Genomic DNA, 12939 nt, shown 5'->3' with positions numbered 1-12939 from the left:
GGCCATGGGCTCTTACTTGATGTTGCATAACTCGATACTCGACGCCATTGGCCAAACGCCCATCGTGCGCCTGGAACAGTTTTCCGAAGACCTCGGCATCGAGGTCTACGCCAAGCTGGAATCCCTCAACCCCGGCGGCAGCCACAAGGCACGCATCGCCCTGGGCATGATCCTCGACGCCGAGCGCCGGGGCATTCTGATTCGTGGCTCAGGGCAAACCATCATTGAGCCCAGCGGCGGCAACACCGGCATCGGCCTGGTGATGGCCGGTAACGTGCTGGGCTATAAAGTGGTGCTGGTGATCCCCGACAACTACAGCCCCGAGAAGCAGAAACTGCTGCGCCTGTACGGCGCCAGGGTGGTGCTGTCGGACAGCCGCCTGGGCAACAATTCCCACGGCGAAAAGTGCATGGAGCTGCAGCTGGAAAACCCCAGCTACGTGATGCTCAACCAGCAGCGCAACGGCGCCAACCCGCAGACCCACCGTGACACCACCGCCCGGGAAATCATCCGCGCCTTCGGCGAGCTGCGTGTGGACTACTTCGTCAGCGGCATCGGCACCGGGGGCCATATCACCGGCATCGGCGAAACCCTCAAGAGCACCTGGCCGGCGATCCGCGTGATGGGGGTGGAGCCGGAAGAGTGCGACCTGCTCAGCGACCGCCATGCGCCGCACCATATCCAGGGCCTGTCGATCGGCTTGATCCCGAGCATTCTCAACGTCGCGATCATTGACGGAATGCTCAAGGTGTCGCGCCAGGAATGCCTCGACATGATCAAACGCATCATGCGCACCGACGCCATCAGCCTCGGGCTGTCGTCGGCCGCCAACATGGTAGCCATCGCCAAGCTGGCGCCGGAGCTGCCCACCGACACCGTCGTGCTGACCATGGTCTACGACAGTGCCGACAGCTATCTGCCCTGTTTTGAATAACAACTATTGCGGGGGTGCCTCCATGGGGGGCTTTATCGACATGCAACAACTGCACGATGAGTTGCTCACCCACCTCATCACCACGCTTACGCCTGCGCAGTTGAAGCAGCTGGAGGCGCATCTCGCGCCGCTGATCCAGGCGGCGGCCCAGGCGGTGGCCGAAGACCTGATCGCCTATGCCTGGCGCGACCCGGCGTCCCGTGGGCGCGGAGAGCTGATCCTCGAGTCCTACGCCTCGTTCAAGGCCGTGCTGTATTACCGCCTGGCCCACCTGGTGTGGAATTTCCCGGACAAGAACAACGGCGTGTTTTCCGCCATCGCCCTGAAGCTGAGCAACCAGGGCAAGATCCTGTCCGGCGCCGAAATTCACCCCGCGGCGCGGATCGGCCGGCGCTTTGTGCTGGACCACGGTTACGGCACGGTCATCGGTGAAACCTGCGAGATCGGCAACGACTGCTACATCCTCTGCGGCGTGACTCTCGGCGCCCGGGGCATCGCCAACAACCCGGACGGCAAGCGCCACCCGCGGCTGGGCAACAACGTGGAAGTCGGCTCCGGCGCGCGGGTGCTCGGTTACGTGCTGATCGGTGACAACGTGTTCATCAGCCCGTCCTGCGTGATCACCCAGGACGTGCCGGCCGGCACCAAGGTCAAGGTGGTCAACCAGATCCAGTTGCAGAAAAACGATGAGTCGGACCACAGCAATTACCTCGGCGCGTTTGCCCTCGACGAACGCCTGCACGTGGTGGGCGAAGTCAACGCCAGCCACAAGGTGACGGTATTGGACGCTGACTTTCATCCCCTGCCCGGCCTGCTGCTGGAGCCGACAGTCAAGGAACGTCATCACCTGCAATTCCGCCTGCGGCACATCGAAACCAACGCCTACCCGCCGCGCCTGCCGCTGAACCTGAAAGTGACCGGGCCCGAATTTGAAATCACCCTGCTATCCCCTCCTGGCTTGAGCGCGATGGTTCGTCGCCTGCTGCAAGCCAGCCCACTGATCGTCGGAGGTTGAACATGTCCGTGCACACCATGGAAACCCTCGCGCTGTTCGACAGCGCGCCTTACCAGAATGCCTTCAGTGCGCGGGTGATTGCCGTCAGCGAACAGGGAATCGCCCTGGAGCACACGCTGTTCTACCCCACCGGCGGCGGCCAACCGGGGGACACCGGCCATTTCATCCTGCCCGACGGCAGCCGCGTGGACATCACCGGCACCGTGCGTGACCCGGTGCTGCGCTCGATCATCTGGCACCAGGTAGAACACTGCCCCGAGCAACTGGCCGCCGGGATGCAGGTAGACGCCAGCCTGGACTGGGAACGTCGCTACCAGCACATGAAAATGCACACCTGCCTGCACCTCCTGTGCTCGATCATCGACGCTCCGGTGACCGGTTGCAGTATCGGCGCCGACAAGGGCCGCCTGGATTTCGACCTGCCGGAAATGACCCTCGACAAAGAGACCATCACCCGTGACCTCAATGCCTTGATCGAACAGGCTCATGGGGTGAAAACCCTGTCCATGCCCGCCTCGGAGTATTCAACCCTGCTGCAGATCACTCGCACCCAGGCGGTGGCGCCACCGGTCATCCAGGGGGCAGTACGGGTGATTGAAATCGCCGGGATCGATATCCAGCCCTGCGGCGGCACCCATGTGACCAATACCGAGGAAATCGGCCGGGTGTTCTGCGAAAAAATCGAGAAGAAGAGCAAACACAATCGCAGGGTGATCCTGCGGTTTGAATAACCGCCGAGCGACGACCGGGGCGCCGACGCCCTAGTCGCCGTTCGTACAGGAAACTGACAGCAAATTTATGCGCTTGTAACATTCAGAAACGTACAATCCCGCCAGCAACGCCTCGTTGCCCCTGACTCGCGAAAACAGCGCCCGCCCTTCTCGGTGGGTCATTCGTGCAGCAGCTAAGCTCACTCCCATCACGCCCCTGAACCTGAACGCTGCAGGAATGACTGCCTATGAAAAGAGTGTTCCGTCACTACATCCCTGCATCCACATTGCGCTTGCTACCCAACCGCTGGGATTTGGTCGCCCTGCCCCTGGTGATCGGCTTTTTACTGTTTTTCTCCATCACTGCGCGGGAAACCTGGGCGCCTATCGCCACCCTGCAGAGTGAAGTGATCTCGCTGGACCCGGCCAACCTGCCGGAATACGCGATGCGCACCACGATGCGCATGCTGGCGGCGATGGTTGCAGCGCTGGTGTTCACCCTGTTGTACGGCACCCTGGCCGCCAAAAGCCGGCGCGCCGAGAAACTGCTGGTGCCCGTGCTCGACATCCTGCAATCAGTACCAGTGCTGGGTTACATCTCGTTCACAGTGACGTTCTTCCTGCTGCTGTTCCCCGGGCGTGTGCTCGGCGCGGAGTTCGCGGCCATCTTTGCGATTTTCACCAGCCAGGCCTGGAACATGACGTTCAGCTTCTACCAGTCGCTGCGCATGCTGCCCCATGACCTGGTGGAAGTGTCGACCAACCTGCGACTTTCCGGTTGGCAGCGGTTCTGGAAGCTCGACGTGCCCTTCGCCATGCCCGGGCTGGTGTGGAACATGATGATGAGCATGTCCGGCGGCTGGTTTTTCGTGGTCGCCTCCGAGGCCATTACCGTCGGCGACAAGACCATCACCTTGCCGGGCGTGGGCTCATACCTGGCCCTGGCGATTGCCCAGAAAGACCTGCACGCCGTGGGCTACGTGATCCTGGCGATGATTGTGGTCATCCTGATGTACGACCAGTTCCTGTTCCGCCCACTGGTGGCCTGGGCCGACAAGTTCCGCATGGAAACCACCGCCTCCCAGGGTGCCGCGCCGCAATCCTGGCTGCTGAACCTGATCCAGCGCACGCGCATCGTCCAGCGCATCCTGCGGCCTGTCACCCGCGCCATCAGCCGCATTGGCAACAAGCGCTTCAGCCTGGCGGGCGGTGCACTCAAGGCGCTGCCGGCAGAAACCCCGAAAGCGTCAAAAGTGATCGACTGGGTATGGGGCGCACTCATCGCGCTGCTGGCCGCTTATGCGCTGTACCACATCGTGCAGTACGTCGGCACCGAAGTGACCCTGGCCGAAGTCGGCCATGTATTCGTGCTAGGGCTGATCACGTTGTTGCGGGTGGTCGGCCTGATCCTGATCGCCTCGCTGATCTGGGTGCCGCTGGGCGTGATGATCGGCTTGCGCCCTGCGCTTGCGGAAAAAATCCAGCCGCTGGCGCAGTTCCTTGCGGCCTTCCCGGCGAACCTGCTGTTCCCGGTGTTCGTCATCGTGATCCTGCACTACAACCTCAACCCGGATATCTGGCTGAGCCCGCTGATTGTGCTGGGCACCCAGTGGTACATCCTGTTCAACGTGATCGCCGGAGCCAGCGCGTTCCCGAATGACTTCAAGGAAGCCGCCGCCAACTTCCGCATTCGCGGCTGGTTGTGGTGGCGCAAGGTGATGCTGCCGGGGATTTTCCCGTACTACGTCACCGGCGCCATTACCGCCTCGGGCGGTGCCTGGAACGCCAGTATCGTGTCCGAGTACGTGTCCTGGGGCCACGACAACGTGGTCGCCCACGGGCTGGGCGCCTACATCGCACAAACCACTGCGGCCGGCGACTTCCCGAAGATCGCCCTGGGCGTGGTGGTGATGTCGATCTTCGTGGTGGCGTTCAACCGCGCCGTGTGGCGGCCGATGTACGCCATGGCTGAAAACAAACTTCGTCTGAATTGATGGGACTCGCTGTGATGACTACCTATACCGAGCATGCCGCCGACACTCCGGAAATCTACTCGTTGAAAAACGTGAACCGGGTGTTCGGCAAAGGTAAAGACGAGCTGCAAGTCCTCAGCGGCGTGAACTTGAGCCTGCACGAAGGCGAGATTGTCGGCATGCTCGGCCGGTCCGGCTCGGGCAAGTCGACCTTGCTGCGCATCATCGCCGGGCTGATTCAGCCGTCGTCGGGCGAAGTGCGCTACAACGGCGCGCCACTCACCGGCCCGGCCGAAGGCGTGGCCATGGTGTTCCAGACCTTCGCGCTGTTCCCGTGGCTGACCGTGCTGGAAAACGTCGAGGCCGGCCTGCAAGCCTTGCAGGTCGAGCGCAAGGAGTCCCGCAGGCGCGCCCTGGCGGCCATCGACCTGATCGGCCTGGACGGCTTTGAAAACGCCTACCCGCGCGAACTGTCCGGCGGCATGCGCCAACGCGTGGGTTTCGCCCGCGGGCTGGTGGTGAACCCGACCCTGCTGCTGATGGACGAACCGTTCTCGGCGCTGGACGTGCTCACCGCTGAAACCCTGCGCACCGACTTGCTGGATCTGTGGAGCGGCAAGCAGCTGCCGATCAAGTCGATCCTGATCGTGACCCACAACATCGAAGAAGCGGTGCTGATGTGCGACCGTATCCTGGTGCTCTCGTCCAACCCTGGCCGGGTGGTGGCCGAGATCAAGGTGCCGTTTGCCCACCCGCGCAACCGCCTGGACCCGACCTTCCGGCAAATGGTCGACGACATCTACGCCCTGATGACCGACCGCCGCAGCGCCGACGCGAGCAGAGGTTTGCCTGAGCTGAAAATGGGCAGCCTGTTGCCGGAAGTCTCCACCAACCTGATGGCTGGCCTGATCGAAACCCTGGCCGCCGAGCCCTACAATGGCCACGCCGGCCTGCCGACCGTGGCTGAACGGCGTTTGCTGGAAGTCGACGATCTGTTCCCGGTGGCGGAGATGCTTGAGCATTTGGGCTTCGCCGAACTCAAGGGTGCCGATATCACCCTGACCGATGCCGGCAAACTGTTCGCCGACTACGGCACCCAGGAGCGTAAAACGCTGTTCGCCGAACACTTGATCCGCCACGTGCCATTGGCCGCGCGCATTCACCAGGTGTTGCTTGAGCGCAGCGGCCACCGGGCGCCACGGGTGCGCTTCGAGCAGGAACTGGAAGATTCGATGACGGAAGCCTTTGTGGAGAAAACCCTGGAAAGCGTGGTGGCCTGGGGGCGGTATGCGGAGATTTTCTCCTATGACGACCATACCGAGACGTTCAGCCTGGATGATGTGGAAGGCAGCATGTAGGTTTAATGTGGGAGCGGGCTTGCTCGCGAATGCGGTGGATCAGCCATATATGTATTGGCTGACACTCCGCATTCGCGAGCAAGCCCGCTCCCACATTTGACCAGTGGTGTTCTTCAGATGACGAACAGGTCCACAAACCGGTTTACCGCAGTGGCCTCAAGCCGTGCCTGATCCTTGCACAGCGCAAAAATCTCGGCACTGCGCTGCGCGGTAAACCGGGTCGCCAGGTTGGCCTTGAACTTGTCTTCCAGCAACGGAATGCCATCCACCCGACGGCGACGGTGGCCAATCGGGTATTCCACGGCCACCTGTTCCGTGCTGGAACCATCCTTGAAGAACACCTGCACCGCATTGGCGATGGAGCGCTTGTCGGCCTCCAGGTATTCGCGGCTGTAGCGCGGCTCCTCGACGATGACCATCTTTTCGCGCAGCTCATCGATGATCGGATGGGCCGCGTGGAATTCATCTTCGTATTGCTCGGCCACCAGGTTGCCAAACGCCAGCGGTACGGCGGTCATGTACTGGAGGCAATGATCGCGGTCCGCCGCGTTGGCCAACTGCCCGACCTTGGAGATGATCCGGATCGCCGATTCGTGGGTGGTGATCACAATCCTGTCGATCTCATGCAGGCGGTGCTTCACCTGTGGGTGCAGGGTGACTGCTGCCTCGCAGGCGGTTTGTGCGTGGAACTCGGCGGGGAAGCTGATCTTGAACAGTACGTTCTCCATCACATACGTGCCGTAGGGCTGCGACAGGCTGAAGGCGCGCTTGTCTTCGGGCTTGAGCGCCAGGTCCTTGTTGGTGTGGCTGAACAGCACGTCATAGAAGCCCCACTGCGGCGCGCTCAACACACCGGGAATGCCCATCTCGCCGCGCATGGCGATATCCGCCAGGCGCACCCCGCGACTCGACGCATCCCCCGCCGCCCACGACTTGCGCGAACCGGCATTCGGCGCATGACGATAAGTACGCAATGCCTGGCCATCGACAAACGCCTGGGACAGGGCCGACAGCAGTTGCTCACGGTTGGCGCCCATCAGCTTGGCGGTGACGGCGGTGGAGGCGACTTTCACCAGCAGCACGTGGTCAAGGCCGACACGGTTGAAGGAGTTTTCCAGGGCAATCACACCCTGGATTTCGTGGGCCATGATCATCGCCTCAAGCACTGCCCGCACGGTCAGCGGTGCGTCGCCGTTGGCCACGCGTTTTTGCGAGAGATGGTCGGCGACCGCGAGGATGCCACCGAGGTTATCGGAAGGGTGACCCCATTCGGCGGCAAGCCAGGTGTCGTTGTAGTCGAGCCAGCGCACGATGCAGCCGATGTCCCATGCGGCCTTGACCGGGTCCAGGCGGAACGAGGTGCCCGGCACCCGTGCGCCGAACGGCACCACCGTGCCTTCGACGATCGGCCCCAGGTGCTTGGTGCACTCCGGGAAACGCAGGGCCAGCAGGCCGCAACCGAGGGTGTCCATCAGGCAGTTGCGGGCGGTGTCGAGGGCATCGCGGGATTCGATCCTGAAACTCAGTACGTAGTCGGCGATGTCCTGCAGGACCTGGTCGTAGTCGGGGCGGTTGTTCTGGTCGACGTTGGCGCTCATGGCAGTACTCCAAAGTGGGTTAGGTGTGGTCCATCCTCAGGGTCAGGGTGTTCGTTCCCACGCTCTGCGTGGGAATGCCGCCTTGGACGCTTCGCGTCCCGTACGGCGCAAGGGTGACGCAGAGCGTCACGGGATGCATTCCCACGCAAAGCGTGGGAATGATCGGTTAGAAAGAGTCGCCGGGGACGCGTACGAACCCTTCCATCAACACTCGCGCACTGCGGCTCATGATGGCTTTTTTCACGACCCATTCACCGTCGACCTGGCTGGCCTCGGCGCCTACGCGCAATGTCCCGGAGGGATGCCCGAACCGCACCGCATTACGCTCCACGCCGCCCGCCGCCAAATTCACCAGCGTGCCGGAAATCGCCGCCGCCGTGCCAATCGCCACCGCCGCCGTGCCCATCATCGCGTGGTGCAACTTGCCCATGGACAGCGCCCGCACCAGCAGGTCGACATCGCCCGCCTTGATCGCCTTGCCGCTGGACGCCACGTAGTCCGCAGGCCGCGCCACAAACGCCACCTTCGGCGTGTGCTGACGCTGGGCCGCTTCGTCCAGGTGTTTGATCAAGCCCATGCGCAGCGCACCATGGGCGCGGATGGTTTCAAACATCGCCAGGGCCTTGGGGTCGCCATTGATCGCGCCCTGCAGCTCGGTGCCGGTGTAACCCAGGTCCTGGGCGTTGATGAAGATGGTGGGAATCCCGGCATTGATCAGCGTCGCCTTGAACGTGCCGACACCCGGCACTTCCAGGTCATCCACCAGGTTGCCGGTAGGGAACATTGAGCCACCGCCGCCCTCTTCTTCCGCCGCCGGGTCCATGAATTCCAACTGCACCTCGGCGGCCGGGAAGGTCACGCCGTCGAGTTCGAAGTCGCCGGTTTCCTGCACCGCACCGTCGGTGATCGGTACGTGAGCGATGATGGTCTTGGCGATATTCGCCTGCCACACCCGCACCACGGCCACGCCGTTGTGCGGAATGCGCGCGGCATCTACCAGACCGGCGCTGATGGCGAACGAACCCACCGCCGCCGACAGGTTGCCGCAGTTGCCGCTCCAGTCCACGAACGGTTTGTCGATGGACACCTGTCCGAACAGGTAATCCACGTCGTGATCGGCTCGGGTACTTTTGGCCAGGATCACGGTTTTGCTGGTGCTGGAAGTCGCGCCGCCCATGCCGTCGATTTGCTTGTCATACGGGTCGGGGCTGCCGATCACCCGCAACAACAATGCATCCCGCGCCGCGCCCGGCACCTGGGCCGACTCGGGCAAATCCTTGAGGCTGAAAAACACGCCTTTACTGGTGCCGCCACGCATGTAGGTGGCGGGAATCTTGATCTGCGGTACGTGTGCCATGGTGGTCCTCATGGGCCGGGGCGTTGACCCCGGCCGCAGTTGTCAGGCAGTTACAGCCGATTCCAGGAAGTCCTGGGCAAAACGTTGCAACACGCCGCCCGCCTCGTAGATCGACACTTCTTCAGCCGTGTCCAGCCGGCAGGTCACCGGCACCTCGACACGCTCGCCGTTCTTGCGGTTGATCAGCAACGTCAGTTGCGCACGCGGGGTGCGTTCGCCGATCACGTCGTAGGTTTCAGTGCCGTCGATCTTCAGGGTCTTGCGGTCGGTGCCCGGCAGGAACTCCAGCGGCAGCACGCCCATGCCCACCAGGTTGGTTCGGTGGATGCGCTCGAAACCTTCGGCGGCAATCGCTTCAACACCGGCCAGGCGTACGCCCTTGGCCGCCCAGTCCCGGGACGAACCCTGGCCGTAGTCGGCGCCGGCAATGATGATCAGCGGCTGCTTGCGCTCCATGTAGGTTTCGATCGCTTCCCACATGCGCGTGACCTTGCCTTCCGGCTCCAGGCGCGCCAGCGAACCCTGCTTGACCTTACCGTCTTCAACCACCATTTCATTGAACAGTTTCGGGTTGGCGAAGGTGGCGCGCTGCGCGGTCAAGTGGTCGCCGCGGTGGGTCGCGTAGGAGTTGAAGTCGACTTCCGGCAGGCCCATTTTCGCCAGGTATTCGCCCGCGGCGCTGTCGAGCATGATCGCGTTGGACGGCGACAGGTGATCGGTGGTGATGTTGTCCGGCAGCACCGCCAGCGGGCGCATGCCCTTGAGCGGACGTGCACCGGCCAGGGCACCTTCCCAGTACGGCGGGCGACGGATGTAGGTGCTCTGCGGGCGCCAGTCGTACAGCGGCGTGACCTTCGGGCCGGTGTCTTCGTGGATCGCGAACATCGGGATGTACACCTGGCGAAACTGCTCCGGCTTGACCGACGCCTTGACCACCGCGTCGATTTCTTCGTCGCTTGGCCAGATGTCCTTGAGGCGGATTTCCTTGCCGTTGGCGTCCAGGCCCAGCACGTCTTTTTCGATGTCGAAACGGATGGTGCCGGCAATCGCATAGGCCACCACCAGCGGCGGCGACGCGAGGAACGCTTGCTTGGCGTACGGGTGGATACGGCCGTCGAAGTTGCGGTTACCCGAAAGCACGGCGGTGGCGTACAGGTCGCGGTCGATGATCTCTTGCTGGATCACCGGGTCGAGTGCGCCGGACATGCCGTTGCAGGTGGTGCAGGCGAATGCCACGACACCAAAACCGAGTTGCTCCAGTTCGGTGGTCAGCCCGGCTTCGTCGAGGTACATCGCGACGGTTTTCGAACCCGGTGCCAGGGACGACTTGACCCACGGCTTGCGGGCCAGGCCGAGCTTGTTGGCATTGCGTGCCAGCAGGCCGGCGGCAATCACGTTGCGCGGGTTGCTGGTGTTGGTGCAACTGGTGATGGCCGCGATGATCACCGCGCCGTCGGGCATTTGCCCCGGCACGTCATCCCACTGGCCGGAGATGCCCTTGGCCGCCAGATCGCTGGTGGCGACGCGGGCGTGGGGGTTGCTCGGGCCGGCCATGTTGCGCACCACCGAGGACAAATCGAAGCTCAGGCCACGCTCGTATTGCGCGCCCTTGAGGTCGTCCGCCCACAGGCCGGTGTGGCGAGCGTACTGCTCCACCAGGGTGACTTGCTCGTCTTCACGGCCGGTGAGCTTCAGGTAGGCGATGGTCTGTTGGTCGATGTAAAACATCGCGGCGGTGGCGCCGTATTCCGGGGCCATGTTGGAAATGGTGGCACGGTCGCCCAGGGTCAGCGCCGAAGCACCTTCACCGAAGAACTCCAGCCACGCACCGACGACCTTCTGCTTGCGCAGGAACTCGGTCAGCGCCAGCACCATGTCGGTGGCGGTGATGCCCGGTTGCAGCTTGCCCGTCAGCTCCACGCCAACACTTTCCGGCAGGCGCATCCACGAGGCGCGGCCGAGCATCACGCTCTCTGCTTCAAGGCCGCCAACGCCGATGGCGATCACGCCCAAGGCATCAACGTGAGGCGTGTGGCTGTCGGTGCCGACGCAGGTATCCGGGAAGGCCACGCCGTCACGTACCTGGATCACCGGAGACATTTTCTCCAGGTTGATCTGGTGCATGATGCCGTTGCCCGGCGGGATCACGTCGACGTTCTTGAAGGCCTTTTTGGTCCACTCGATAAAGTGGAAACGGTCTTCGTTGCGACGGTCTTCGATGGCGCGATTTTTCTCGAACGCCTGCGGGTCAGAACCACCGGCTTCGACGGCCAGGGAGTGGTCGACGATCAGTTGGGTCGGCACCACCGGGTTGACCTGGGCCGGGTCACCGCCTTGCAGGGCGATGGCGTCGCGCAGGCCGGCAAGGTCCACCAGGGCGGTCTGGCCGAGGATGTCGTGGCACACCACGCGGGCCGGGAACCATGGGAAATCGAGGTCGCGCTTGCGTTCGATCAGTTGGCTCAAGGAGGCATTGAGGGTTGCGGGGTCGCAGCGACGCACCAGGTTTTCCGCGAGTACGCGGGAGGTGTACGGCAGTGTGGCGTAGGCGCCGGGGGTGATTGCATCGACTGCCGCGCGGGCGTCAAAGAAATCGAGGCGGCTGCCGGGGAGCGCTTTGCGGTGTTCAGTGTTCATCGTCAGGACTCGGTCACGGTAGTTGCAAAAGGAAGAACCGTTGCTGATCCAAGGTGGAATGCGATCAAAATGTGGGAGCGGGCTTGCTCGCGAAAGCGGTGTGTCATGCAACACACATGGCGACTGTCACACCGCCTTCGCGAGCAAGCCCGCTCCCACCTTTTTGATCGGGTTTCACCCCAAGATCAGCGGTTTCTCCACTCAGCGACGTTCGATTGGCACGAACTTGCGCTGCTCAACGCCGATGTACTCGGCGCTCGGACGGATGATGCGGTTGTTGGCTCGCTGCTCGAACACATGAGCTGCCCATCCTGTCAGCCGCGAGCAGACGAAAATCGGGGTGAACAGCTTCGTCGGGATGCCCATGAAGTGGTACGCCGAGGCATGGTAGAAGTCGGCGTTGGGGAACAGTTTCTTCTGCTCCCACATGGTCTTGTCGATGGCTTCAGAAACCGGGAACAGCACGGTGTCGCCCACTTCGTCGGCGAGTTTTTTCGACCAGGCCTTGATCACTTCATTACGCGGGTCGCTGTCTTTATAGATCGCGTGGCCAAAGCCCATGATCTTGTCCTTGCGCGCCAGCATGCCGAGGGTGCCTTCCACCGCTTCCTGGGCGGAAGAGAAACGCTCGATCATCTCCATCGCCGCTTCATTGGCGCCGCCGTGCAGCGGGCCACGCAGGGAGCCGATGGCGGCAGTCACGCAGGAATACAGGTCCGACAGGGTCGACGCACACACGCGGGCGGTGAAGGTCGAGGCGTTGAATTCGTGCTCGGCGTAGAGAATCAGCGACACGTTCATCACCTTGACGTGCAAGTCGCTGGGCTTCTTGTCGTGCAGCAGGTGCAGGAAGTGCCCGCCGATGCTCGGCTCGTCGGTCACGCAGTTGATGCGCTGGCCGTCGTGGCTGAAGCGGTACCAGTAGCACATGATCGCCGGGAACGCGGCCAGCAGGCGGTCGGTCACATCGCGCTGCACGCTGAAGTCTTTCTCCGGCTCGATGTTGCCCAGAAACGAGCAACCGGTGCGCATCACGTCCATCGGGTGCGCGTCGGCGGGGATGCGTTCCAGCACTTCTTTCAGCGCCTGGGGCAGGTCGCGCAGTTTGCCGAGCTTGGCGGTGTAGGCGGCCAGTTCGGCTTTGGTCGGCAGTTCGCCGTAGAGCAGCAGGTAGGCGACTTCTTCAAACTGGGCATCGGCGGCGAGTTCGCGCACGTCGTAGCCGCGATAGGTCAAGCCGGCACCGGCCTGGCCCACGGTGGACAGTGCGGTTTGCCCGGCAACCTGGCCACGCAGGCCAGCTCCACTGAGTACTTTTGCTTCGGCCATGGTTATCTCCAATCTTGTAGTTATTAGT

Annotated in this window: 9 protein-coding genes; 5 read left to right on the top strand and 4 right to left on the bottom strand. The window is 62.8% G+C overall.

Annotation, left to right across the window (positions count from 1 at the left end):
* Positions 1–19 precede the first annotated feature (19 nt).
* The 5 genes from AC3WKX_RS22040 (at position 20) to AC3WKX_RS22020 (ending at position 5990) form a co-directional block, all read left to right on the top strand.
* Complete coding sequence (locus AC3WKX_RS22040; protein WP_043225528.1) at positions 20–934, top strand: PLP-dependent cysteine synthase family protein; 915 nt, start codon at positions 20–22, stop codon at positions 932–934.
* Between the two features lie 22 nt (positions 935–956).
* On the top strand, positions 957–1949 hold the full coding sequence (locus AC3WKX_RS22035) for a serine O-acetyltransferase (protein WP_003214992.1): 993 nt from the start codon (positions 957–959) through the stop codon (positions 1947–1949).
* 2 nt (positions 1950–1951) lie between these two features.
* Positions 1952–2680, top strand: a complete 729-nt coding sequence (locus AC3WKX_RS22030) for an alanyl-tRNA editing protein (protein WP_003214990.1) — start codon at positions 1952–1954, stop codon at positions 2678–2680.
* A 227-nt stretch (positions 2681–2907) separates the two neighbouring features.
* A complete protein-coding gene (locus AC3WKX_RS22025) occupies positions 2908–4653 on the top strand; it encodes an ABC transporter permease (protein ID WP_003214988.1) in 1746 nt (581 codons plus the stop codon).
* 14 nt (positions 4654–4667) lie between these two features.
* Positions 4668–5990, top strand: a complete 1323-nt coding sequence (locus AC3WKX_RS22020; RefSeq protein ID WP_008432668.1) for an ABC transporter ATP-binding protein — start codon at positions 4668–4670, stop codon at positions 5988–5990.
* A 113-nt stretch (positions 5991–6103) separates the two neighbouring features.
* Here the strand turns inward: AC3WKX_RS22020 and prpD are convergent, their stop codons facing one another.
* The 4 genes from prpD to prpC all read right to left on the bottom strand — a co-directional run bounded on the left by prpD (position 6104) and on the right by prpC (position 12911).
* Positions 6104–7588 (bottom strand): 2-methylcitrate dehydratase, encoded by a 1485-nt coding sequence (prpD, locus tag AC3WKX_RS22015; RefSeq protein ID WP_008432670.1) that lies wholly within the window; start codon positions 7586–7588, stop codon positions 6104–6106.
* Positions 7589–7754: 166 nt separating this feature from the next.
* Entirely contained in the window at positions 7755–8945 is a 1191-nt protein-coding gene (gene prpF, locus AC3WKX_RS22010; RefSeq protein ID WP_087695199.1) for a 2-methylaconitate cis-trans isomerase PrpF, read from the bottom strand.
* Positions 8946–8987: 42 nt separating this feature from the next.
* Positions 8988–11582: a Fe/S-dependent 2-methylisocitrate dehydratase AcnD gene (gene acnD / locus AC3WKX_RS22005; protein ID WP_102605101.1), complete on the bottom strand. Its 2595-nt coding sequence runs from the start codon at positions 11580–11582 to the stop codon at positions 8988–8990.
* A gap of 201 nt (positions 11583–11783) precedes the next feature.
* Complete coding sequence (prpC, locus tag AC3WKX_RS22000; protein WP_008432675.1) at positions 11784–12911, bottom strand: bifunctional 2-methylcitrate synthase/citrate synthase; 1128 nt, start codon at positions 12909–12911, stop codon at positions 11784–11786.
* Positions 12912–12939 lie beyond the last annotated feature (28 nt).

The sequence above is a fragment of the Pseudomonas sp. GP01-A4 genome (genome assembly GCF_058780865.1).
This window is presented reverse-complemented; position numbering and strand designations above follow the sequence as displayed.